The organism is Curvivirga aplysinae (assembly GCF_009711445.1).
Classification (GTDB): Bacteria; Pseudomonadota; Alphaproteobacteria; order UBA8366; family Aestuariispiraceae; genus Curvivirga; species Curvivirga aplysinae.
This window is the reverse complement of sequence record NZ_SMMC01000214.1, coordinates 38,479-63,499: the sequence shown is the minus strand read 5'-3', so window position 1 is coordinate 63,499 and position 25,021 is coordinate 38,479. Positions and strand designations below refer to the sequence as shown.

Below are 25,021 nucleotides of genomic sequence, written 5' to 3'. Positions count from 1 at the left end.
TAAACTGTTGATATAAGAAAATAATAATGAATACATATACACATCCTAAAGTTCCTAACGACTTATCCTATGAGGATGCACGTTTATTAATGGTGGACCCAGATACTGAGGTTCGCAAAGCTTTAGCACATCACGCCCAAACACCTGAGGAAATTTTATATTTTCTAGCCGAAGATAAAGATGCCGCTGTACGTCGAGCAATCGCCTTTAATGACAACACCCCACGTAAAGCAGACCTAATCCTTGCAAAAGACAATGATCCACAAGTCCGACATCAATTAGCTAATAAAATCGGCAGGATTTTACCCGACCTTCCCTTACAAGCGAAAGAACTCGTTTTATCGGTTACATCTGATATTTTAACACAGTTAGCACAAGATGAAGTCGAACATGTCAGAAGTATACTAGCTGATACGATTAAAGAATTTCCAAATGTACCAAAAGAAGTCATCAAACTTTTGGCAAAAGATAGTTCTCTCACAGTCGCAGAACCTGTTTTACAATTTTCCCCTGTACTAGCAGACCAAGATCTATTGGATATTATCAATACCCATCCACTCAAAGAAGTGATTAGCGCTATCTCTAAACGGGATGGTGTTAGTGAAAAAATATCAGGTGCTATTGTCGAAACGGGTGATGTTGACGCCATTTTCAACCTATTAGAAAACAAGACATCCAATATTGACGAGGATTCTATGGATAAAATCCTAGAAGAAGCTCCCAAACATGTTGGATGGCACGATCCTCTGGTCCAACGCCCCAAATTATCTGCCAAAACCGTTACACGGTTAACTGATTTTGTTGCGATGCAACTCTTACATGATCTCCAAGAACGCACTGATCTTGACGATGATCTATTGCTCCAACTCACTCAATCAATTGAAAACAAGATCGCGCAAGAAGCCCAACAGAAAGCAAATTTACCCGGCGAAGATTGGGAAGAAGGAAGCAGTATCCACGACGAAATTGCAGCCCTAAAGGCGAGTGGAAATTTAAATCAGGATTTTATTGATGATTGTTTAGATAATGGTCACAGAGATAAGTTATTTTCAGCCATTGCCATGATGTCGGATGTTCCACTAGAGATTGTTTCCAATACCTTAACCCAACCACGTCCAAAACGTATTTGCGCGTTATGCTATAAAGCTGGGATCTCTGCACATAGCGCACGACAAATTCAAGTTCAAATCGCTAAACTGCCCAATTCGTTAATCATTATGCCGGATGCAAATGGACAATATAGCATGGAAAAAGAAGAATTATTGGAAGTATTAGAAGAACTCGATTGAACTCGGATAGTGGAGGATATGACGCCGCCTTATTAATCAGCAGTGATAAGGGTTCCTGCCCCCATTTCCGTAAACATTTCTAACAAAATAACATGCGCCACACGCCCGTCCAGAATAACCGAAGCATCGGCCCCTTTTTCAATCGCATGGAAACATGTTTCAACTTTCGGAATCATACCGCCATGAATGGTCCCATCTTTAATCAAGGCTTTTGCTTGTGAAACAGTAAGCTCACGGATCAACTCACCATTTTTATCCAACACACCCGGCACATCCGTTAACAACAATAAACGACGAGCATTGGTGCCACCAGCCACCGCACCAGCAGCTGTATCCGCATTAATATTATAGGTGCGTCCTTCTTCACCAATACCAATTGGCGCGACAACCGGAATAAATTCAGATTCCATCAACACGTTAATGATAGATGGATCAACCTCAGTTGGCTCCCCCACAAAGCCAAGATCAATTACCTTTTCAATATGGGAATCCGGATCGACAACGGTACGCTCAAGCTTTTTGGCACGAATTAGGCTACCATCCTTACCGGATAATCCAACTGCGCGACCGCCTTCATTTTGCAGATTGGCAACGATGGATTTATTGATATTGCCACATAAAACCATTTCAGCAATTTCAACGGTTTCTGCGTCAGTCACCCGGTGACCATCAACAAATTCACTTTGCTTATGGATTTTCTTGAGCATCGCCCCAATTTGCGGACCACCGCCATGCACCACGATTGGATTGACCCCAACTTGCTTCAAAATCACGATATCACGAGCAAATTTGCGAGATAATTCTTCGCTTCCCATGGCGTGACCACCATATTTCACCACAATATTCTTGCCGGTGTAACGTCGCATATATGGAAGCGCTTCTGCTAAAAGTCCTGCTTTTTCCAGCCATTCCAAACGACGTTTTGTCTTATCCATGGGTTTTACTCTTTATTAAAATTTTAATCTAAAATCGTTTCTTTTTGAGAATTTATACAGGCTGGGCCATATCGGTCAATAAGGCACGTAATTCACCAATGCCATATCCTTTACGGGAGCTAGTAATAAATATCTCAGGATGAGCAGCTGCGCGTGTTTTAATCTCTTTACGTACCTTATTGGCTGTTTCTTCCAACATGGATTGTTTGACCTTGTCCGACTTGGTCAAAATCACCTGATAAGCCACACCAGCAATATCCAGCATATCCATTAATTCACGATCTGGATCCTTCAGACCGTGACGAGAGTCAACTAATAAGCACAAACGTTTTAACTCTACACGTCCACGCAAGTAGTCACGTACCAGACGTGTCCAAGCCTGAACCTCAGATCGGGACACTTTCGCATATCCATGCCCGGGTAAATCCACCATCATCAAACGACCACCAAGTAAGAAGAAATTTAATTCCTTCGTACGTCCCGGTGTATTTGATGTACGCGCCAAAGTATTACGTCCTGTTAACGCATTCACAAGACTGGATTTACCTACATTGGAACGTCCCGCGAATGCGACTTCAGGAATACCTGCTGTTGGTAAGGCCGCCAGTTTGGTCACGCCAAGTTGGAACTCACAGGATTGTGCAAAAAATTTGCGACCTTCTTCAATTTCGTCGTCGCTGAATTCAAAAGCCATAACGTCTTTTCATCTTTCAGTTAAATAAACTACGACCAGCCTAAGCCAATTCGCATAAAAAAGCCGCATCTTTTTCAGACGCGGCTCTTTAACATATTTTTATTGGATCAGGATTCGGCCTTGCCACCGCCAATGGCAACACCCATCCGTTTCATAATCACCCATTGCTGTAAAATGGACAAGCTGTTGTTCCATGCCCAATAGATCACAAGACCAGCCGGGAAGGTACCCAATAGGAATGTGAAGAAAATTGGCATAAACATAAAGATCTTAGCTTGTACCGGATCAGCTGGTGCAGGGTTTAATTTTTGTTGTAGATACATGGTAACACCCATGATGATCGGCCAGATACCAATGTTGATCATCGCCAATGCAGCAGGTACTTGCCAATCAAACAGACCAAAACCTGTTAAAATGGTAAGTGGGTCCGGTGCAGACAGATCGTGAATCCAGCCAAAGAATGGCGCATGACGCATCTCAATGGTAATAAATAATACTTTATATAACGCAAAGAAGATCGGAATTTGTACCAAGATCGGTAAGCAACCCGCCATTGGATTTACTTTTTCTTTCTTATACAGACCCATCATTTCCTGTTGCATCTTTTGACGATCATCGCCAGCACGCTCTCTGATCTGTTGGATCTTTGGCTGCAACAACTTCATTTTAGACATGGATTGATAGGATTTATTCGCCAATGGGAAGAGCAATAATTTAATACCTAATGTGAGTACCAAAATAGCCACACCAAAGTTACCTAAAATTCCGTATAACCAATGAATTGCATAGAAGATCGGTTTTGTCAGGAAGTAGAACCAACCAAAATCGATAGCCAGATCAAAATTCAAAATACCGAATTCTGCGCTATACTGATCGAATAAGGTTGTTTGTTTTGCGCCCGCAAAAAGACGAGAAGTTGCTTCAACAGTCTGACCTGCCCCAACAACTGTTTGCGGATTCAAGAAATCAGCCTGATAACGGTAATCGTTATTTGCTGGCGTTGCTTTAAAGCGTGTCGCAACTTCCAAAGACTGATCCGGCACCAAAGCAGACATCCAATATTTGTCTGTAATACCTAGCCAGCCACCAGTTGTTGTTTCTTGAATTTGTTTATCATCTTGAATGTCACCATAAGAAAGCTCTTCTAAGGTTTCATTAAATACACCAGACATACCTTCATGAAGAATATAGAAATCTGTTGTTTCAGGCGTCTTGTTACGGGAAATAATACCGTAAGATGCCACAGAAACATTCTGGCTGCTATCATTCACAACTTTCTGTGTCACTGTGAATAAATAATCTTTATCCAATGTAATCACTTGTTGGAATGTCAATCCTTGACCATTATTCCAACTTAAAGTTACCGGCTCATCAACAGTTAACACATCTGCATCAGCGGACCAGATTGTGTCTTTATTTGGACCAGCCATACCTTTCTCAACCCACCAGCCAAATTCAGCATAATAAGCATTATGAGAACCTGTTGGTTGGAAGAGTTGGATTTTCGCGCTATCTGGGTCAAGCGTTTCACGATAATCTGTTAAAATCAAATCATCGATACGCGCCCCTTTTAGACTTAGGCTACCTTCCAAACGATCTGTTTTAATTGCCAAGCGCGGCACATCTTTCAAGATGGCGCTGCGTGGGCGATCAATGTTGAATTGAATTTCTTCGCCTGCGGGTGTTGGCATTTCTGCATTGGCAGTCGGGTTTGCTGGAACAGGCGCTCCATCAGTATTTACAACTTCGGCATTGGCAGCATCAGCTGCTTCCTGAAGACGTGGTTGTTCGTAAAGAAAATTCCAGCCCAGTAAAATTGCCAAAGACAAGACCACTGCTAGGATCAGATTTTTGTTTTCCATGGAAACCCCGGATAGTCACGTTTGAGTCGTTAAATAACGACAATTGAAACATAGCCCAACAACAGGCCATCAACTGATACACATTGACCGCCTGTATGACGAGTCCAAATTCATCATATAAGGTGATTTTTTTAAGATTTTAAGTCGACATGATGCGAAAGGGAGGAAATCGGCTTTAATTCTGATAGAACATCAATAAGAAAAGCGTCTTTATCGCCTGATGTTATGCCGTCTTGGTGGGAAGTTTTCCTTGATTAGGAATGACATCACCGGAAATCTTATCCTGTTCACCTTGCTTCTCAACTTTGTTTGCAGCCTTACCTGATGAAGATTGTATCAGGGATAACTGCTTCAAAGCACGTTTCATATCACGCAAAAGCGTTGTATAAGGTCTTTTCGGGGAAGCAAACCGTGCAATCACCACATAATCATATCCGGCAATCGCCATCGTGGGCAAAGTATCTGCCACAATTGACCTTAGACGTCTGCGTGCCCGGTTCCGGGTTACTGCATTACCAATTTTCTTGCTAGCAGTATACCCGACCCGGATTGTCGCGTGGGGTGCATCCACTGCGCCCTTCGGTGTCTCACGTACTTGAAGCACAAGCCCCGGGGTCGCAAAACTTCGTTTCGCACTGGCCACGCGCAGAAACTCAGACCGCCGTTTTAGAATCTCGACGGTGTGAGACATCTAACTTAAGCGGACAGACGCTTACGGCCTTTAGCGCGACGCGCAGCCAATACGTTACGACCACCTACTGTTGCTTTACGTGCACGGAAACCGTGGCGACGCTTGCGAACCAAGTTACTTGGTTGGAATGTACGTTTCATTTTATCTCTCCTAAATGAGGAATGTCCCAGTCTCTTATATGTCTAACAAACCAAAACATCCGTTTTCTGCCTAAACCCTTTTCGTAAGTAATCTTCCAAGATAGAAGAAAGACAGCCGAAATGGCACTTTAGGCGGAACCTAAAATTTCGAACGCGCTGTATAGTGCTGAAATACGGGTAAGTCAATGCCATCTGGCGAAAAAAGGCAGCATTCGTTTAAATAAAGCCTGATTCATTTCATTTACAGGTCAGATCGTAACCAACTTATCTGAAACACCCGAACTTAAGTGACTTAACATATCGCTCACGAAGGGTTTACCAGAGAGTGTATAGCCTTTTCCAGCCAAATTTTGCATAGTCGTATTTATATTACAGCCCATTCTATGGAAAAACAGGTATGACTGACGTGACACAAGAAACAGCATCTAATAACAAAACCAACAAACTCAAGAAACTCTTGCCTTTGTTTATATTAGCTGCTGGATTGATTCTATTCTTTGGAACAGGGGCACATAATTATATTAGCGAAGATGTTTTACGCGACAATCATGAAACTCTTACCCAAGGTGTTGCAAATTATCCAATCGTAGCCCCGCTTTTATTTGGTGCAGCATACGTAATTGTTGTTCTGTTTTCCCTACCGGGTGGCACATTAATGTCTGTCGCAGGTGGCTTCTTATTTGGGCCGTTTTACGGTGCTTTTCTTGTTGTTTTTTCAGCAACATTAGGGGCGTCAGGCCTATTTATTGCCGCCAAATCTTCCATCGGTGACAGTCTACGTGAAAAAGCTGGTCCATGGATGTCTAAATTGGAAGCTGGCTTTAAAAAGAATGAGTTTAGTTATCTGTTATTCTTACGTCTTGTTCCCGCTTTTCCGTTTTTCGTGGTCAATCTTGTCCCGGCGTTCCTTGGCGTTAGTTTACGGAACTATGTGGTTGGTACCTTTATCGGTATTATTCCTGGTGCTTTGGTATTTACATATTTTGGCGCAGGCCTTGGAAAAGTATTTGAATCAGGCGAAGCTTTTAGTCTTTCTGCCGTTGTAACATCCGAAATCCTGATCGCATTATCAGGATTGGCGGCCCTTGCGCTTTTACCGGTGCTCATAAATAAAATTCGCAATAAGTAATTCACAAAATACTAGAATATTTGTTTTAAAATCAGATTTGTATTTAATATAAGATGAATTAGAATATTCTGAATATATTCTCACAAAGAAGTTGTATTCTTACCTATGTCAGATACGCCAAGCACAATTGATCGCAAAGCACAAAACACCAATTGGTTCAGAAGCCTATCTGCCCGGCTGTTGGTTTTGACCGTTAGTTTTGTCATGCTTTCTGAATTCCTAATTTTTGCCCCCTCGGTTGCAAATTTCCGACTTAATTGGCTTCATGAAAAATTAAATGCAGCGCATTTAGCCGTTTTAACATTGGATGCGGCGCCTGACGGTATGGTCTCAAAGGAAATGGAATCCACTTTATTAACCCATGTGGGCGTCAATAGTATCGCAGTTAAACGCGTTGGCATGCGACAAGCTATGCTAAATGACATGCCACCATCAGTGGATGAAAGCTTTGACCTTAGAGACCCAATGTTCTTTCCACTTATCTTCGATGCATTTCAAACCTTCGCTAGCGAAAATGGTAAAGTTATACGTGTTGTTGGTTTTTCGCCTCACGACAAAAGAACCGAGATCGAAATCATTCTAAGTCAACACCCATTAGTAGAGGAGATTCATGCTTTTGGGTGGCGCATCGTTGCCTTATCTTTGTTCATCTCAATCATCACAGCAGGATTAGTTTATCTCTCTTTACAATGGTTTCTGGTACGTCCAATGCGTAAACTTACCAGTAACATGGTGCAATTTGCAGAGAACCCAGAAGATGAAAGCCGTATTATGATCCCCGGCAGCCGTCGTGATGAAGTTGGAAAGGCCCAGCAGGAACTGTCAGGTTTACAGAGAAACTTACACAATCTGCTTAAGCAAAAAGAACATTTAGCTGCTCTTGGAACCGCCGTTGCCAAGATCAATCATGACCTTCGTGGCATTCTTTCAACCGCCCTTGTCGTCTCAGATCGTCTTGAAACATCTGACGATCCGAAAGAAGTACGTAAGATCGCCCCAGCATTAATTTCCGCGATTGACCGCGCTGTGAACCTTTGCAGCCAGACTTTAAATTTCGTGGGTCAGGAAACACCTCCTATTAATGTCACTAAATTCTGTCTAGCGCCTGTCATTCAAGAAATCAGCGAAGGCATAAAAGGCGATATTCGCATTCTTTCGGAAATTAAACAAAACAGAGAACTTGAAGCAGATCGTGATCATATTTTCCGAGTCATCACAAATTTAATTCAAAACTCGGTTCAAGCGGGCGCAGAAACCATCCGGATTACTTTAGAGGGAGAGGATCAGGATTTTTGGTTACTGGATTTAGAAGATGATGGTCCGGGCTTACCACCACGCGCCGAAAAGAATCTATTTAAACCATTTCAAAGCTCTGCGCGAAGCGGGGGGACTGGTCTAGGCCTTGTAACTGCGCGTGAATTGATACGTGCGCATGGTGGTGATCTATGGTTACTAGAAACCAGTGAGAAAGGTACTGTCTTCCGTATCCACCTACCACATCATATCCATAATTAGACAAAATTAATTTGAAATCTAAACTATTGCTTGCAGAAAACTCATTTTTTCTGAATTATAACGTAATAGATAAATAGTAATTGGAATGGTTCCATTTTTCTTACGATAAAGCATAGATAAATAGCTATGTAATATGGATTAAAAGGCAAAATTATGGGTATTACGGCTGCTGGAAAAACCCGGATATATAATGATTCACCCAACGCTCATGAAAATGTTGAGTACGAAAATCCTTGTGCGAATTGCTCTGTCAGAGATTTATCTTTCTGCAATTGTTTGAACAATCAAGAATTAGAAGAACTTGATGCGATTGTAACGCATCTTGAGGTTCCCGCACGTGCACCAATTATTGATGAAAAAGAACCTGCAGAGTTTCTTTTTAATGTAACAGGTGGTGCCGTTAAATTATATAAGTTGCTCGCAGATGGTCGACGTCAGATTACAGGCTTTCTCTTCGCAGGCGACTTCCTAGGAATCGCGATGAAAGACAATTATGTCTATTCCGCAGAATCTGTGAATAAAACAACGCTCTGTCGCTTCCGTCGCACGGACTTGGAAGAGATGGTGGATAATCATGCTAAACTTTCCAAGCAGATGTTAAACATGGCATCCAACGAATTGGAAATGGCACAAGAGCAAATGTTACTTTTAGGCCGCAAGACAGCCAAAGAAAAACTATGTAGTTTCCTACTGACCCTTTCCAAGCGCGCAGAAAAGCGTGGCGAGGCAGCAACACCTATCTATGTGCCGATGAGCCGTGCAGATATTGGTGACTATCTTGGCCTTACAACAGAAACCGTTAGTCGCACTTTCACGAACTTAAAAAGAGATCGCGTTATTCGCCTGCAAGAAGGAAGCATGATCCATCTGAATGATCTGGAAGAATTAGAAGATCACGCAGAAGGTTTATAAGAAGTATAATTTTTAAAAGTATTGCAGTTAAAAGCCGGGCGTTATATCCGGTTTTATTTTGCCAAAACAAAAAAGGCGACTAAAAAGCCGCCCCTTTAAAAGATATAATTCGTTGAGAACTAGTCTTTAATCTTTACATTTCGTTCGGCAATTGGTTGTGCATAACCAAGATCCATATCCCATGGGAAGTAAATCCATGTGTCTTGGGAGACTTCTGTAATAAATGTATCCACCATCGGACGGCCAGCAGGTTTTGCATAAACTGTTGCGAAATGCGCCTTTGGCAGCATCTCACGCACGACTTTTGCAGTAGTACCTGTGTCTACCAAATCATCAATGATTAGCCAGTCTTCACCATCTTCTGTGGCAACGACTTCTTTCATGACGGCGGAAGTCCCAAGATCTTTGTGATCATAGGATGCCACACAAGCTGTATCAATCAGACGGATGTTCAACTCGCGGGAAATAATCGCTGCGGGCACCAAGCCACCACGTGTGATTGCTACGATACCTTTAAACGGGCCTTTTTCTTGTAAGCGAAATGCCAAAGCGCGGGCGTTACGATGCAATTCATCCCAAGACACTGGGAAATCCATACGATAATTGTCAGCCATAATTTCTTCCTTTATCGACTTTAATTATATCGGAACAGGGGAATTCCGAAATTCCTAACCAATTAGTATTTTATAGAGTTAGCCCGGCATCCTTTGGGACAACCGGGCTATATATTTTTCTAGAAAGGATAACCCTTTCAAAATGCTCTTTTAAGCAAATGACGATTACATCATGCTTTAATGAACATATAAGTGAACTTCATTTGCTGTTGCACTTGGGCTTTCTTGTGCCAACATTTGGACACGACCACTTGGCACACCCATATCACGCAAGGAGCGAAGAACAGCCTCACCATTACGTTTTGCTGCCGATGCATTCAAAGCGATTTGCGCCGCTGTACCACGTTGTGGGCTGATCGCAACCAAATCGAATGTCGCTGTCGGCTTACGTGATAATGCCTGACTTACGGCATTATATAACGCTTGTTGATATTGTACATTTGGACGATCAAAACGAATGATAACCAATGGACGATCGGATGCTTTTGGCACAGAAGATTGTGCTTCAGCACGTGCCAAAGTTTCTGTCTGTGTGAAAGCGCGTGTTGCAAGGCTTGAACCATACAACTCACCGTTCTTAATCGCCAAGGATAATGTTGTCATATTTTGACGTTCATTATTCACATAGATGTTTTGACGGTTCATATCCTGAGATAGATCAGTCATCAAACGATCGATACTCACCATTGTTTGAAGGACATCATCTTCCAATACTTCCAAACGTACATGATCCGATTCAACCGCACCACTTAGACCATATGTCGCCTGAACCGCGCTTAACAAATACTGCCCGAAAGCAGCAGAGTCAGCAGCGTCGTTAGACAGTTTCGTCATTTGTGGAATTGTTTCTGCAACTTGTTCAAGCTCAATTTGTGCTTGATTCCATTGATCAACCAAATTGGGTTGCCTGGTGTAGATCCACGTTGCAAACGCGCGGTGATCATGCCTAGCAATGCATGATAATCATCCGATCTCTTTTCAGCGTCCACCTGGATAGATCCTAAACGACCTTGAAGCCCAGCAACTTGATCTTGCAGCTTCCCAAGATCACCAGCCATTTCGTCAACTTTGTCACCCACAAAGGTAACAGGTTCACCAGCCGCCGCATATGTTGGTGCCGCAATAGTTGTTGTATTTGCAACAGGGGCCGGAGCCGGAGCCGGAGCAACTGTTGATGTTTGTGTTGTCGAACTAGAAGTTGTTGCCGCAGAAGACGCACCCTCGTCAGACCATAAAGATCCACAACCTGACAAGAACAATGCTAAACTCGCACTAACGGCTAATTTCTTTGAAACACCCATGCCCCAAGACTGCCTTTTATTATTCAATGACTTTACCCAATGCTTAAATCATAAACTAATCCGAAGGAGAAAAGATTGCAATCTAACAAGCTACGTCCCTTCAAATTTGTTTACTCAAATGCAAGCGAAACAACATCGCATGATTCTGAAATCATGACAAATATTGATCGCCCCCTAAGATAACTTTGACGATGCTGTAACATATTTACCGTCTAAGTCAAAACAGTTTAAGCTTTTTTAATAGACAATCGCAAGCTTCAACCGCCTGTTTATTTGATTTTATTCCAAAATTTTAACTTTGTGCCAATCAATTGATGCAAAAAAGCAACGCCTCGTATCCCAACTAGAAATATATTTTCGACGGTTTTCCAATGATTTTGAAATTTTTGTAAAATAAATTTAACTTTTTTCAGTTTCAGGGGTTGCCAAAGCCATCAGGAAACAGTACATAAGCGCCCGTCGAGAGAACATCGCTTCTTCAGACAAACAATATGCGCCCGTAGCTCAGCTGGATAGAGTACCTGACTACGAATCAGATGGTCGGAGGTTCGAATCCTTCCGGGCGCGCCAAAAAACCCCGAAGCAAGCTTCGGGGTTTTCTGCTTTTATAACCTAAATCAAACTTTTTGATTATTCATCCGACAAGGGCATGTCAATAATTCGCCCAACATCATTGCTATAGACAGCTATGCCATTATCTTGATCATATTCAAGACGGGTATCTTGCTGTTCAAATTCATATCCATAACAATGTAGATGTAAAAACGGTTGATGATTAATATGCTCAATAGAGTGAATACCGCGTATCATAAAGGAAGTCGCTTTACCGGGACCGACAACCACGCTACCTTTATTAACTAGCTCTGCTGGGCCATCTGTTGCATCACCCTCTTTGCGTTCATAAAAGTAATGGCGTTCATATCCGCGCACGCCCGCGATAATCGCCCAAGCCTTGCCATGGTCATGGGGGCGATAAACACCTCCAGATTTGGTTACATAGACATATAATGCATTCTGACCGTTTTTATCAGAGTAAACCTTATAAAGCGTTTCATTCCGCTTTTCAGGAATAGGGAAATCTTCGTATGGGAAAAGCTCCGCTCTCTTCGCCAATTCAATCAAATATTCTTTTGCCGTATCAATGACGTCGACTGAATGAGGTTGAGCCATAGTCCTCGAAACCGCATCCATGGTTTTTCGGATCGCAGCAGACCGTCTTTGATGACGTTCATTCGACTTCATATGGCTCCCCTATGTATTTATGCTTGCACCTCAATTAATCGGCGCAACATTTTCTCACATAATTCCACTTGTGAAATTTCAATAAATTCATTGGGTTGATGTGCTTGATCGATAGAACCAGGCCCACAAATAATTGTCGAATATCCCGCTTCTTGGAATTGCCCGGCTTCAGCAGCATAAGGTACAACTTGCGTGGTATTTTGCCCGGTTAATTGACGCACCAACGCATCAGCGGCGCCATCTTCTTCCGGACATAAAGCAGGGACTTCAGATTCGATAACAGTCACGATATCACAATCGTCCGAGATTTTCTTCATATCCGGAATAAGGGTCTTACAATAGTCACGGAAACGTTTTACAAATTGATGCGGATCGTCGCCCGGCATGGTACGAATATCCCATTCAAACTCACAATCACGCGCAATGATATTACCCGCAGTTCCGCCATTTATGACGCCAACTGTTAAAGTAGAGTAAGGAGGATCAAACTCCAAACTCCTATCCGCTGCGGCTTTGTTTGCAGCCATCATTTCGGTAATAAAGTTTACAAGCTTTGCACCGATCATCACCGCACTAACGCCACGTTCTACTTGTGAGGAATGTACTTCATGCCCACGAATATGCGTACGTAGCCCCAAAATGCCTTTATGCGCATTCGTAATCTTCATGTCTGTTGGTTCCCCAACAATTACGGCGTGGGATTGAGGGAGTAGTTCTGCCATCTCAGAAATCATCGCCGGTGCCCCGACACAACCAACTTCCTCATCGTAACTCAACGCAAAATGAATGGGCTTCTTTAAATTGGCTTTCAACATCTCTGGTACTAACGATAGGCCGATTGCAGAAAAGCTTTTCATGTCACAGGTGCCGCGACCATAAAGCTTGCCGTCTTTTTCAACTATCGACCAAGGGTCTGTCTCCCAAGGCTGTCCATCAACAGGGACTACATCTGTATGACCGGATAACACGACACCACCCTCTGTTTTCGGGCCAACAGTCGCATATAAGTTAGCTTTGGTTTTATCCTCGTTGTAAACACGTTGGCTTTCGACACCGTGACTTTTTAGATACTCTTCCACGAATTCAATTAATGGCAGATTACTCAATGAAGATGTTGTATTAAAGCCGATAAGTTTTTCAATCATCTCACGGCTGGTATAGATGTCACCCATAATGCCCCTCTATTCTTCTGTTTCTTCTTTTTTACGACTAAACAATAAGAAGATCACTAACAAAGTGATGCCAAGGCTAAACCAAGTAATCGCATATTGCAGATGGTTATTTGCCAATTTCAAATGCCATTGCTTCCCAATCGGGAACCCACCGGGCACCTGATCATCCGCTGAAAGGATATAATAATCAGCAAGATCATAACCGACTGCCTGTTTTACCTGTTCCATATCAATATAGAACCACACATTTTTTGTCAGATCATTATCTGGAATAAACATATTCCGGCCCTTCGGAAAACGCAGCAGACCGGAAACTTCCTGTATGCCACCAACCAAACCCGCAATGCGGTTTTCTTTCTTATCACGCCCGTCTTCAAATGGTGCCCAACCGCGGTTTACCAAGATCGCACCCTGACCATCTTCACGGACCAACGGGGTTAAAACATGCACCCCAGGGTTCCCATTCAAGGAACGGTTCACCAAATATATTTCATGTTCATGATCGAAAATGCCACGCACCGTGAAAGGACGAAATTCCGTCTCCTCTTCGTTCAAGTTTCCTGCTGGTAATTCGACCGCAGGGGAATTGGCACGAGATATCATTTTATCAATCAGGTCATTTTTCCATTGCAGGCGTTGCACCTGCCAAAAGCATAAACCGAAGATAACGATCAGGGCAGGAACTGCCATCAAGGTTGGAATAAGTTTAAATTGAAATCGCATGGTCCACCAAAATACCCAAATAAATAATTTAGATATTGATAGGCGGATTAATCCTCTGCGTCAAAGGTATTACGGCCTTCTTCACCAGCTTTTTGTTTATATTCCAACGCAAAAAATAATGCTTTGGAGGGCTGAAGCAGCCATAAGGTCAATGCGATAATAACCGGGAAGGTCACAACAATCTGAATCCAGAAAGGTGAATCAAATTTAAATTGAAGCCAGACACCAAGACCAACTCCAATAAAACCAACCAGTAACATAATAAAGGGAACAGCTGCGTCCCCAACATTGGCTTTGGTAAAATCCAGATCGCAGTGATCACAACGATCTGCCATCTTCAGATATTTGATAAAAAGGCGCCCCTGCCCACATCGTGGACAGAGGCCCTTAATAGCAACATGAAGAGACGATTGTGGCGGAAAATCAGTTGGGGATTCACCAGTCGTCTTTGTCATGTTTTTTCTCGCTTTCAGATTAATTCTGCGCGCTGTTAAAGGGGGTGGATTAACCACCCATCCAGTAAACAGCCACGAACAGGAATAACCATACAACGTCGACAAAATGCCAATACCATGCAGCTGCTTCAAAACCGAAATGAGAGGTCGGTGTGAAAGCACCGCGTTTTGCACGGATCAAGCATACAGCCAAGAAGATTGTACCAACGATTACGTGGAAACCGTGGAAACCTGTCGCCATGTAGAATACGGAAGAATAGATGCCATCTTCAAAACCGAATGTCGCATGACCATACTCATATGCTTGCAATGCTGTGAAGCATAGGCCTAGCAATACTGTGATTGTCAAAGCATTAATAACTTGCTCACGATGACCCTCACGCAATGCATGATGCGCCCATGTCACGGTACAACCGGACAATAACAAGATCAGCGTATTCATGAATGGCAAATCCCAAGCGTTAAATGTTTCAACACCTACTGGTGGCCATTCACCGCCTGTGGCTTCAACACGAAGAACCTGTGCGATTTCGTCATAATAGAATGCAATATCGAAATAAGCCCAAAAGAATGCAACGAAGAACATAACTTCGGATGCGATGAAAAGGGCTGTACCATAACGCATTGCCAATTGTACAACTGGTTTGTGATGACCTTCACCGCCTTCGCGGATCACATCGCGCCACCAACCATACATAGTGTAAAGAACAAGCAATAGGCCTGGAACAATTTTCCAAACGCCAAGGCTTTCCATACCTGGCAACATGATATCCGGGTGGAAATACCACACGGCACCAAATGCTAAAACAAATGCGGACCAAGACCCAACAAACGGCCATGGACTCGGATCAACCAAATGATAATCATGGTTCGGGGCGTGATTTTCTGCGCTCATAATCCCCCATCCCTTTCTATAATTTTGCCTTACCGGATATCAGATTTCTGTTTCCAGAAATTCCCTCAGCACCGGCTTGGCGGTTCACCAGAAGGATTTTCCTATCCCGCTTCCGCGGTAACAGGAGAAATCCCATTCTTGTTTTCGACCGTATCCTGTACTTCATCTTCCTCCTCTTCGAGGCGGAAGAAAGTATAAGATAAGGTAATTGTTTTAATGTCATCCATATGCGGGTCTTCAGCGATTTCCGGGTCGACATAGAATTCAACCGGCATATCAACTTCTTCCCCAGGTCTAAGCACTTGCTCTGTAAAACAGAAACAATCTACTTTTACGAAATATGGGCCCGCTTTTTGCGGTGTTACATTGAAAGTTGCTGTCCCTTTGATGATTTCATCGCTGGTATTTTTGGCTCGATAAAAAGCCACACCATTTTGACCAACCTTCATTTCGACTTTGAGCTGTACCGGATCAAAGTCCCACGGCAATGCCGCATTAGTACTAGCATCAAATCGAATAGTTACATCACGGTCCAAAACCACATTTGACGCCTCTTCTGCTTGTTGTGTTGTGCCGCCGTAACCAGTTACACGACAAAACAAATCATAAAGAGGTACAGATGCATAAGTTAATCCCACCATAAAACACACAGATAAAACCGTGTATATCGCAACACGCTTATTTCTTTGTGCTATTTTATCAGAATCAACAGTCATCGAATGAAACTTTCACCTAAAAGTATGTCTTTCAATTTTATCCTAGAGGCTCGTGATACGAACGTAGGACACCATATAAAGCAAAATAATAAATCCAACCAAAGCCAAGCCTAGAACAATATTCTTCTGACGTAGACGTTTCGCACGATCTGCTTTTTCGTCTTCAGTTTCTTGTACTTGATCGTTCATGATTGTAGCCTCCATATTTACCCCCATAATGTATTCGGGCTGTCCATTACCAACACGGCAAACAGCATAAATAGGTATAGGATTGAGAAACCAAACATACGTTTGGCTTGCTTATATTCGGTCTTTTCACCATCTTCCCGCATCACAGCAACTGCTGCTGCTAAGAAGACAAGGTTCAACGCCAAAGAAACAGTGAAGTAAATCCAACCAGCAAAACCAAGGAAAGTTGGCGCAGCCGCAATTGGAAACAGAGTTAATGTATAAAACAACATCTGCTTCTTGGTTGCTTCTTCACCAGATACAACTGGCAACATTGGTACACCTGCCTTTGCGTAATCCTTGCAACGGAACAATGCCAACGCCCAAAAATGCGGCGGCGTCCAAAGGAAAATCAAAGAAAAGAGTACAATTGGCTCCCATGAAACATCACCGGTTACTGCCGCCCACCCAATCATAGGCGGGAAAGCACCAGCTGCCCCACCAATCACAATATTTTGCGGGGTAGAACGTTTTAGCCACATGGTATAAATGAACACATAGAAAAGAATTGCCCCTGCCAAAAGCGCTGCAGCCGCGTAATTCACAGCAACAGCCATCAAAAAGACGGACGCAAACGACAAAACAACACCAAAGCTTAACGCTTCATCAGGGTTCATTTTGCCTGCTGGAATTGGACGCTCTTTCGTACGGGCCATAACAAGATCAATATCGCGGTCATACCACATATTAATTGCACCAGCCGCACCAGAACCAACAGCAATGCAAAGGATCGCAACAGCTGCCAACAACGGATGCATCTCTCCCGGTGCTACCAACAAACCTGCCATCCCGGAAAACACAACAAGGGACATCACACGCGGCTTTAACAAAGCCACATAGTCTTTCACCTCAGCTGGATAATGACCTGCGCGGGCAACATAGTCCGTTGCGTCATTTTCTTTTGTTTCCGTAATATCCAATGCCGTATCTGACATATTCAATCCCATTTCGAATTTATTATTTTTCTATAAACAACATCTATATCTTATAGCGTCGTAAAATTAAGGCTGCCTCGTTATTTCTTTTGAAAATCCCCAAAACTTTCATTCCAAGTTCCATAATGAGGCAGCTGTTAATTTTTACTTCACACGTGGTAGGTCATTGAAGCAATGCACCGGTGGAGGAGAAGATACTGTCCACTCCAATGTGGTTGCGCCTTCGCCCCAATAGTTATCTCCAACGCGCTTACCAGCCTTCAATGTGTAAATCATCAAGAACACGAAGAAGATGGAAGAAGCGAAGGTTAGATAAGCACCATAGGAAGAAACAGCGTTCCAACCAGCCAAACCGTCAGCATAGTCAATGTAACGACGCGGCATGCCTGCTAAGCCTAAGAAATGTTGTGGGAAGAAGATCAAGTTCACACCAATGAATGTTGTCCAGAAGTGAATATGACCTGCAACTGTCGGGATCTGACGACCAGACATCTTACCCATCCAGTAGTAGATACCCGCGAAGATCGCGAATAATGCACCCAAGGACAATACGTAATGGAAGTGAGCAACCACATAATATGTATCATGCATCTGCAAATCCATACCGCCATTCGCCAATACCACACCTGTTACACCACCAACGGTGAATAGGAAGATAAAGGCAATCGCCCAGAGCATTGGCAATGTAAAGCGGATAGAACCGCCCCACATGGTCGCAATCCAAGAGAAGATTTTCACCCCTGTTGGAACCGCAATAACCATTGTTGCTACTGTGAAGTATGCACGTGTGTCAACGTCAAGACCAACTGTATACATATGGTGAGCCCATACCACGAAACCTACGAAACCAATCGCAACCATCGCATATGCCATCCCCAAATAACCGAATACCGGCTTGCGGGAGAAGGTAGAAATAATATGGGAAATGATACCGAAGCCCGGCAAAATCATGATGTATACTTCAGGATGACCAAAGAACCAGAACAAATGTTGATACAAAATTGGATCACCACCACCTTCAGGATTGAAGAAGGCTGTGCCGAAGTTACGGTCTGTCAACAACATGGTAATCGCGCCACCCAATACAGGTAGAGACAATACAAGCAAGAAGGCTGTGATCAATACAGACCATGCCATCAATGGCATTTTATGTAATGTCATGCCTGGTGCACGCATATTGAAGATTGTTGTGATGAAGTTAATCGCACCCAAAATGGAACTTACACCCGCCAAATGGAGGGCAAAGATCGCCATATCAACAGCCGCACCCGGATGGCCCAGCGTCGATGAGAGAGGTGGATAAACTGTCCAGCCGGTACCTGCACCGCCACCGATTACTGCCGAAAGAAGCAACAATACGAAAGCTGGTACGATCAACCAGAAACTGATGTTATTCATACGTGGGAAAGCCATATCCGGCGCACCGATCATCAACGGCACAAACCAGTTACCGAAGCCACCGATTACCGCTGGCATTACCACAAAGAATACCATGATCAAACCATGGGCGGTTACAACCACGTTCCATAGATGGCCATCGGCATTGCCGTCAGCATCCAACATGTATTGTACACCTGGGTCTTGCAATTCCATCCGCATATAAACGGAGAATGCACCACCGATCAAACCAGCAACAACAGAGAAAATCAGATACAAAGTACCGATATCTTTGTGGTTTGTAGAATAAACCCAGCGTTTCCAGCCAGTTGGGCCATGATCGTGGTCGTGGGCGTGAGTTGCTGTACTCATAACTTTTCTCCCTACCCTAACCTTAATCCAACTCAGCTAGTTTGCTAGCTGGCTGTTCATTATTAATATCCAAAGCTGCATATTCAGCCTGAGCTTGTTTCACCCATTGTGCATATTCAGCTTGTGTTACAGCTTTAACCGCAATCGGCATGAAAGCATGGTCTTTACCACAAAGCTCTGAACAGAACCCGTAATAGATGCCTTCTTTACCTTCCGGAATAATAAAGCCTTCTTCGTTCAAACGACCAGGTACTGTATCCATACGAACACCAAGTTCAGATACTGCCCAGTTGTGAATCACGTCTGCAGAAGTCATGACCAAACGTACGTTTTTACCAGTTGGAACAACCATTGCGTTGTCCACATCCATCAAACGTTTCACGCCTTTTTCTTCTGCTTCTTCAAATGTGCGTGCTTCGATAAAGGAATCAAAAGCAAAACCGCCATCATCCGGATATTCATATTCCCAATACCACTGATGACCAATAATCTTGATGGTCATATCAGCTTCGGAAACATCATCGGATTTGTAAAGCAAACGAAGAGATGGGAAAGCCAAGGCTGCCAAGATCAAAATCGGCAACATGGTCCAAGCCACTTCTAACAATACGTGATGTGTTGTCTTACTTGGTGTCGGGTTCGCTTTTGAGTTAAAACGAATGCATACCCAAATCAACAACACCAATACAAAAACAGAAATCGCAGTGATCAATGGCATCAAGATATCATCGTGAAACCAAATTTGATCAACCGCTGCCGGATCAACCGGCTCGCTTAGGCCCAACTGCCACTTCACTGGATCAGCAGCTAGCGCCATACTCGCCATTCCAACAAGACCTGCAGCAACAGTACCTGTCGCCACACCCAGTTGACCTAGCTTCCGCGTAATCGCTTTCATTATGTCCCCATCCTTACAATTTTGGTGGACAGAAGCAGGTAAGATTTCCCCTCTTCCCCTGTCCCGGACTGATTTGGCGTTCCTTGTCACCACATCCGCATTCACTAAATTCTAAAAATGCGGGCAGCAGACGCAGTTCGCCCCTAATAAACCGGGTGAAATCATAAAGATTATGAAAAGAACTACAAGTAGCTGAAAATTATTGATTTTTTATTTCGCGTCGCAACATAACCTAAAAACACAACTCAATCTATTGATTTATATCAATTTTCTTACATCTCGCTAACACATAAAAACAGGGGTGTGACACGGTGTCGCACCCCTGTTTTTATCGAACAGCAGATTACGATATCTACAATTTTCTTATATAAAAATCAGAGATAGACAATTCCCTATTTCTCTTTTTGTTCTTTTTTTATTGACAAAAATTTAACATGTTCTATCTTTAATCTTATCAATACTTACCTCTCCTATACAATCTAATATTGCCCGACGCTTATTTCGAAACATAAAACAGGAACAAAACGTGAATTATTTTAATTTGAAATCAACACTATCTTCAAACAGTCCCGCGAATCCCGAAGATACTTTGAAGACAAAAGAAACTCTCAACAAACTAGGGTATATGGAGATACCATCTTACGGCTTAGATGACATTCCAGATAAATCTTTAATTGATGGAATCAAAAAATTCCAAAAAGATCGAAACTTAAAAGTAGATGGGATTATGAAGCCAGGCGGTGAAACCGAAAACGAACTCAATAAAATTACCCATATCGGCTTGATATCTCCTCATGTGCAGAAAAGTATATCACCCACTATTTTGAACAGCCCGCAAAATAATGCTCCCACCTCCCAGCAAGAGCCAAAAAATGCTACGAACCAAAAACTCTCTCCAATATGTCAAAAAATTAATGAAGATTTTTTAAGAGTCACACGTGATATCGAAGAAAAAATCCAGATCATAGTTGATGATAAGGGAACAGTCGAAAATGCTTTAGATGTATTGCTAGCTATTGAAGCAGTTACAAAGCACCCTCTTTATAACAAAGCACATGATCTAATTGGCGTTATAAAGAGCGCCCCAATTGGAATACCACTTATTAAAACCCTACTAGAAGGTGCCGACATAGCAATGTCTTTAGCAAAAGCACTTGCACCATATCTAGTTAAACGACTCCAACGAACTAAAGAAGCTCTGAATAATGTAGCCTATTACATTGAAGTTAAAACAAAAGAAAAAGATAAAATCATTGCAAAACACGCTCAACATAACTGTGGTGAATTACCGTTTCCTTAAAATACGATACGCACAATAATCTTGTAAATCCAACATAAATTTAGATATGTTACCACAAGGCGTCATCAAGGGAATATTAAAGTACGAGGACCTCTCTCCTGCAATATATTTTTCCAAACTATGTACAATCTGTTTTTTCGTTATTGCCAACGGATCATCCGGCGATTCTATTGATGGATTCTGACGTAATTCGATCAAAGGATTCTCACGTAACAAGGTGATAGTATAGTCCAATGCCGGCTCATAACTTGCCTCTATTAACTCATGCAAGTCATGTAACGCTTCTTTGAAAGAATATCCTGCTTCCCAGGTCATCTCTAAAGCAAGCCTTCTCTTAATCACAAGAAGTTTTGCTTCGGGGTGACCTATTTTTTTTGCCATTAGATATAGTTTATGTGCGGCTAATTTTGTAACAGGATGTTGGTCAAAATCTTGTGCAAGCTTATAATAACTTTCAGGCGCATTTTCTGAGATATTTAGATAACGTGAATATTCTTCTTCTATAATTTTAGATGCTTCAAAATCTATCAATCGATCAGTATCAAATGGATATGCTTTGCGCTTAACAGAATATGATGACACCCCAAATATTGCAGATTGATAATAACGACGTGCAAGCTCTATATCCTTTTCAACTCCTAAGCCATGTTCATAAAACAAACCAACACGATCATGATGTATGTTACTAAGATAACTTGTCCAATCTGGGACAATTCCGGTCGCTAATTGCGCTTTTACATCTGTTTTAATTAAAAGACTTATCGCTTTTTCATAATCCTGCTCAAAACAGATACCCTTTTGATACATCCGACTTAGCCAAAAATTCCTTATATTCAGATAGCTAACCTCACTCAGAATATCTTTAGCTTCTGTACAATCACCTCTATTTATGGCTTGCTCAAAGTCGGATTGACGATCATCAAGATCAAAAAGACTAAACTGACCCATAGCGACAGGCATTAATGTCTTGTAGCTATCACCATAAGCTCCGCCAGCCACTAGACATATAACAAAAATTGCACCCATAAATTTAATTCTTGAAAACATAGAAACTCCCCCCATGTTTAAACAGTTTCAAAACCTTGCTTATGAATTTCAGAACTCATAAAATTTGATATGATATGATTTGTTGCAATCAGACGAATATTTTCTGCATTAGCTGAATGGATAAGTTGAAACGATAATATGAGGGTGGAAAAGAAGATTGAAATAAGTTTAAGATGGGATTTCATTGTTACACCTGAAATTCAGCTTTAATGGTGTGGATTATGGCATTCATTATGCCCTGTTGCCTTCTTCTGAAAGAGCATTGGATAGAATTGCTGCTATTGATGTAGTGATAACCATTAAGAGAATAAAAGTCCCTTCAGTGAGATTAATCAAAGAAAAATCGCTTATGGGTTTAGGTCCTAGAAGCATAACTCCGACTATGAATAAGCCTTTCAGCATAATAAATGATAAAGGTGATGTGACGGCAATAATTGCGATAATATGCTTTAGATTAGAACTGGCCAAAAGCTTTTTTACTTTGTGTCTGATGAAGATATTTAACGGGTAAAATATCAAAAACAGATACAGAAATAAGATGATGCTGTAGATTGTGAAAAAGATAACAGCTAAATTTAAATCTTGAAACCAAATGGCTTCTAATTGGTTTAAGTCATCTCGAAAAAGTTGTTCAGATATTTCTTGTGTTATATATACCACAGGATAAAGGCCGATACAGAATAGCAGCCCCAATCTCATTTCAATTTTTAATGTTTTTTTCAACATCTGAAATCCTTTCAGGTATCTAATGAAAGGGTTTGGTATGTTTTTTATCTCATCCGCTTCACTGACCATTTATGGCGAATATCATAAGGTTTCCCCCAGGCTTTTCTACTCCTGTACTTATTGGATCCGCAAAGCGATCGCGGATAAATGTTGAGTTGAAAACCATATACAAACTAATGTGCCGTATCATCCTCTTCAGACCCAATAATGGTTTTGCGAAGCTTACGGCCTGCAAGCCAAACACCCACTGCGATCACAGGAATAGCTGCCCCTTGTATCATTTCAATACTGACAGGAAGGCCCGTTGATTTTGCAGCCTTGGCCAGATAGCCAACCAAACCGACCGCATAATAGGTAATGGCTGCGACAGACAGACCTTCCACGGTTTCTTGCAGTCGAAGCTGCAATTTAGATCGACGAGCCATGGTTGAAAGAAGTTGTTGGTTTTGTTCTTCCAGCGCGAAATCAACACGCGTGCGCAATAAATTCGCCGCACGGGTTGTCCGCCGGGATAATTCAGAAAGACGATCTTCCACGGAAACACAGGTACGCATCGCCGGCGCCAAACGACGGTCCAGAAATTCCCCAACCTGTTGGAAACCTGCAATGCGACCTTCGTTTAACTCTTTAAGCCGATCTTCTACAATCGCATAATAGGCGCGAGACGCTGTCAATCGATATACGGTTGATGAAGATAACCGTTCAAGATGCGCAGAGAGCCCTGTTAATTGAGCCAAGATTTCACCATCATAGTCACTATCAGGTTCTTGTTCCTCACCATCTTCGTTTTGCGCGATGCGAGATGTCAAACTCGCTAAAGCCGCATCCATATGCACCATTTGGGCCGCCGCTTTTCGCGCCAATGGTAATGTCATCAAAGCCATGTTAGAATAAGTCATAACTTCCAAAACACGCTGCAAGACACGGCCCGCTTTCCAGCCATTCAATTCACGGTTTTTAATCAGGATCCGGCTATGTCCATCTCCATGAATTTGGAAATCAGTCCAAACTTGCGCTTCGTCGCTCGCAACATTACTGGTCACCAAACACCCACGAGCAAGCCATTTACGCATGGTTTGCTCATCCGGGACTTCTTTATCAGCCCCCATAAAGGCCACATGAACCGCAACGATGCGTTCACCCGGTAAGGATTGCAACCAATCCGCAGGCACTTTGCTGACCGGCATATAAGAAAACGGATCGACAAATTCACCTTCCACAAGGAATGTATAAGTAGAAAATTCCGAATGACGTTCCCATCGCAAACGAAACGCGCCAAAATCAGCGGAGAAATGGCTGCTACTATCCGATGGCGGGTTTACCCCCATACGGGCACATAATTCCTTTACATGCGCACGGTCCCTTTTCGCCCCGCCCTCACCAGAGGTCATGGCATAGAAGGTTGCCTTTGCAGGGGCTTCAATCCGTTCAAACGGACGTGCATGCAATTCATTGGTTAATTCATACCGATAAGGGTGATCCAGCTTGGCTAATAAATCTGTTTGCGGCATGGAACTATCATCCACATTCACCTCTGCCATACTGATCTCGATTTCTTTTTCGACTGCTTCCATCTCTTTGCCCATTTCATTACATCCGGAAGTCAGATTTCCTCTCTGCCCGGAACTTTCCCTTTAATTTTGTGCGGCCCTGTCTGCTTCTATTTAATTTGGCAGATATTGACCTTATTCATGCTAGGCACCACATAAGTTATTGTCGAAGACTTCTATTGTGTTGTTCTGCTGGCCTTGAGCCCTATATTTCTCTTGTTCTGGGCTTCGATACCAAATAGGTTAGTCTTCAAATAAACAATTCATAGCACATCTATTTTCTTATGATTGTAATCTTTTGAT

26 protein-coding genes and 1 tRNA gene are annotated in these 25,021 nt (G+C 42.6%); 6 read left to right on the top strand and 21 right to left on the bottom strand.

Annotated features, from left to right (window positions below):
* Positions 1-26 precede the first annotated feature (26 nt).
* Positions 27-1,289, top strand: a complete 1,263-nt coding sequence (locus E1160_RS16320; protein ID WP_155157157.1) for a DUF2336 domain-containing protein — start codon at positions 27-29, stop codon at positions 1,287-1,289.
* A gap of 32 nt (positions 1,290-1,321) precedes the next feature.
* Here E1160_RS16320 and argB read toward each other — a convergent pair whose 3' ends face one another.
* From argB to rpmH, 5 genes are all read right to left on the bottom strand, one after another.
* A complete protein-coding gene (argB, locus tag E1160_RS16315) occupies positions 1,322-2,224 on the bottom strand; it encodes an acetylglutamate kinase (protein ID WP_155157156.1) in 903 nt (300 codons plus the stop codon).
* Positions 2,225-2,276: 52 nt separating this feature from the next.
* On the bottom strand, positions 2,277-2,918 hold the full coding sequence (gene yihA, locus E1160_RS16310; RefSeq protein WP_155157154.1) for a ribosome biogenesis GTP-binding protein YihA/YsxC: 642 nt from the start codon (positions 2,916-2,918) through the stop codon (positions 2,277-2,279).
* Positions 2,919-3,025: 107 nt separating this feature from the next.
* The gene (gene yidC, locus E1160_RS16305; protein WP_155157152.1) at positions 3,026-4,780 is read right to left on the bottom strand and encodes a membrane protein insertase YidC; all 1,755 of its coding nucleotides are present in this window, start codon (positions 4,778-4,780) and stop codon (positions 3,026-3,028) included.
* A gap of 223 nt (positions 4,781-5,003) precedes the next feature.
* Positions 5,004-5,471, bottom strand: coding sequence for a ribonuclease P protein component (rnpA, locus tag E1160_RS16300; RefSeq protein ID WP_155157150.1), 468 nt, complete (start codon positions 5,469-5,471; stop codon positions 5,004-5,006).
* 5 nt (positions 5,472-5,476) lie between these two features.
* Positions 5,477-5,611, bottom strand: a complete 135-nt coding sequence (rpmH, locus tag E1160_RS16295) for a 50S ribosomal protein L34 (protein WP_155157148.1) — start codon at positions 5,609-5,611, stop codon at positions 5,477-5,479.
* A 397-nt stretch (positions 5,612-6,008) separates the two neighbouring features.
* On the opposite strand from rpmH, the gene E1160_RS16290 reads away from it, so the two are divergent.
* From E1160_RS16290 to E1160_RS16280, 3 genes are all read left to right on the top strand, one after another.
* Positions 6,009-6,740, top strand: a complete 732-nt coding sequence (locus E1160_RS16290) for a TVP38/TMEM64 family protein (protein WP_155157146.1) — start codon at positions 6,009-6,011, stop codon at positions 6,738-6,740.
* Between the two features lie 105 nt (positions 6,741-6,845).
* Positions 6,846-8,255, top strand: coding sequence for a sensor histidine kinase (locus tag E1160_RS16285; RefSeq protein WP_155157144.1), 1,410 nt, complete (start codon positions 6,846-6,848; stop codon positions 8,253-8,255).
* A gap of 153 nt (positions 8,256-8,408) precedes the next feature.
* The gene (locus E1160_RS16280; protein ID WP_155157142.1) at positions 8,409-9,167 is read left to right on the top strand and encodes a helix-turn-helix domain-containing protein; all 759 of its coding nucleotides are present in this window, start codon (positions 8,409-8,411) and stop codon (positions 9,165-9,167) included.
* A 119-nt stretch (positions 9,168-9,286) separates the two neighbouring features.
* On the opposite strand, the gene gpt is transcribed toward E1160_RS16280, so the two are convergent.
* The 3 genes from gpt to E1160_RS16265 all read right to left on the bottom strand — a co-directional run bounded on the left by gpt (position 9,287) and on the right by E1160_RS16265 (position 11,082).
* The gene (gene gpt / locus E1160_RS16275; RefSeq protein WP_155157140.1) at positions 9,287-9,781 is read right to left on the bottom strand and encodes a xanthine phosphoribosyltransferase; all 495 of its coding nucleotides are present in this window, start codon (positions 9,779-9,781) and stop codon (positions 9,287-9,289) included.
* A 177-nt stretch (positions 9,782-9,958) separates the two neighbouring features.
* Complete coding sequence (locus E1160_RS16270) at positions 9,959-10,678, bottom strand: hypothetical protein (RefSeq protein ID WP_155157138.1); 720 nt, start codon at positions 10,676-10,678, stop codon at positions 9,959-9,961.
* Positions 10,612-11,082 carry a hypothetical protein gene (locus E1160_RS16265; protein WP_155157136.1) on the bottom strand — a complete coding sequence of 157 codons (471 nt, stop codon included), beginning with the start codon at positions 11,080-11,082 and terminating at the stop codon, positions 10,612-10,614. Before E1160_RS16265 ends, E1160_RS16270 begins: the two co-directional genes overlap by 67 nt.
* 493 nt (positions 11,083-11,575) lie before the next feature.
* On the opposite strand from E1160_RS16265, the gene E1160_RS16260 reads away from it, so the two are divergent.
* Positions 11,576-11,652 (top strand) — tRNA-Arg (locus tag E1160_RS16260).
* 60 nt (positions 11,653-11,712) lie between these two features.
* On the opposite strand, the gene E1160_RS16255 is transcribed toward E1160_RS16260, so the two are convergent.
* The 10 genes from E1160_RS16255 to coxB form a co-directional block, all read right to left on the bottom strand.
* Positions 11,713-12,324, bottom strand: a complete 612-nt coding sequence (locus E1160_RS16255) for a hypothetical protein (protein ID WP_155157135.1) — start codon at positions 12,322-12,324, stop codon at positions 11,713-11,715.
* Positions 12,325-12,341: 17 nt separating this feature from the next.
* Entirely contained in the window at positions 12,342-13,496 is a 1,155-nt protein-coding gene (gene argE, locus E1160_RS16250) for an acetylornithine deacetylase (RefSeq protein ID WP_155157133.1), read from the bottom strand.
* Between the two features lie 9 nt (positions 13,497-13,505).
* Positions 13,506-14,219 carry an SURF1 family protein gene (locus E1160_RS16245; RefSeq protein WP_155157131.1) on the bottom strand — a complete coding sequence of 238 codons (714 nt, stop codon included), beginning with the start codon at positions 14,217-14,219 and terminating at the stop codon, positions 13,506-13,508.
* Positions 14,220-14,266: 47 nt separating this feature from the next.
* On the bottom strand, positions 14,267-14,674 hold the full coding sequence (locus E1160_RS16240) for a DUF983 domain-containing protein (RefSeq protein WP_155157129.1): 408 nt from the start codon (positions 14,672-14,674) through the stop codon (positions 14,267-14,269).
* Between the two features lie 49 nt (positions 14,675-14,723).
* Positions 14,724-15,569: a cytochrome c oxidase subunit 3 gene (locus tag E1160_RS16235; protein ID WP_155157127.1), complete on the bottom strand. Its 846-nt coding sequence runs from the start codon at positions 15,567-15,569 to the stop codon at positions 14,724-14,726.
* A 101-nt stretch (positions 15,570-15,670) separates the two neighbouring features.
* Positions 15,671-16,285, bottom strand: coding sequence for a cytochrome c oxidase assembly protein (locus E1160_RS16230; RefSeq protein WP_155157125.1), 615 nt, complete (start codon positions 16,283-16,285; stop codon positions 15,671-15,673).
* A 42-nt stretch (positions 16,286-16,327) separates the two neighbouring features.
* A complete protein-coding gene (locus E1160_RS16225; RefSeq protein ID WP_155157123.1) occupies positions 16,328-16,474 on the bottom strand; it encodes a hypothetical protein in 147 nt (48 codons plus the stop codon).
* Positions 16,475-16,491: 17 nt separating this feature from the next.
* Positions 16,492-17,448 carry a heme o synthase gene (locus E1160_RS16220; RefSeq protein WP_155157121.1) on the bottom strand — a complete coding sequence of 319 codons (957 nt, stop codon included), beginning with the start codon at positions 17,446-17,448 and terminating at the stop codon, positions 16,492-16,494.
* A 144-nt stretch (positions 17,449-17,592) separates the two neighbouring features.
* Positions 17,593-19,197 (bottom strand): cytochrome c oxidase subunit I, encoded by a 1,605-nt coding sequence (gene ctaD / locus E1160_RS16215; RefSeq protein ID WP_155157119.1) that lies wholly within the window; start codon positions 19,195-19,197, stop codon positions 17,593-17,595.
* A gap of 22 nt (positions 19,198-19,219) precedes the next feature.
* Complete coding sequence (coxB, locus tag E1160_RS16210; protein WP_155157117.1) at positions 19,220-20,095, bottom strand: cytochrome c oxidase subunit II; 876 nt, start codon at positions 20,093-20,095, stop codon at positions 19,220-19,222.
* Between the two features lie 526 nt (positions 20,096-20,621).
* Here coxB and E1160_RS16205 point away from each other — a divergent pair.
* Positions 20,622-21,395 (top strand): peptidoglycan-binding domain-containing protein, encoded by a 774-nt coding sequence (locus E1160_RS16205; RefSeq protein WP_155157115.1) that lies wholly within the window; start codon positions 20,622-20,624, stop codon positions 21,393-21,395.
* Here E1160_RS16205 and E1160_RS16200 read toward each other — a convergent pair.
* The 3 genes from E1160_RS16200 to E1160_RS16190 form a co-directional block, all read right to left on the bottom strand.
* Positions 21,381-22,442: an SEL1-like repeat protein gene (locus E1160_RS16200; protein WP_218048960.1), complete on the bottom strand. Its 1,062-nt coding sequence runs from the start codon at positions 22,440-22,442 to the stop codon at positions 21,381-21,383. The genes E1160_RS16205 and E1160_RS16200 overlap by 15 nt on opposite strands.
* 231 nt (positions 22,443-22,673) lie before the next feature.
* The gene (locus E1160_RS16195; RefSeq protein ID WP_155157111.1) at positions 22,674-23,168 is read right to left on the bottom strand and encodes a hypothetical protein; all 495 of its coding nucleotides are present in this window, start codon (positions 23,166-23,168) and stop codon (positions 22,674-22,676) included.
* A 173-nt stretch (positions 23,169-23,341) separates the two neighbouring features.
* The gene (locus tag E1160_RS16190; RefSeq protein WP_155157109.1) at positions 23,342-24,754 is read right to left on the bottom strand and encodes a DUF3422 family protein; all 1,413 of its coding nucleotides are present in this window, start codon (positions 24,752-24,754) and stop codon (positions 23,342-23,344) included.
* Between the last annotated feature and the right edge of the window lie 267 nt (positions 24,755-25,021).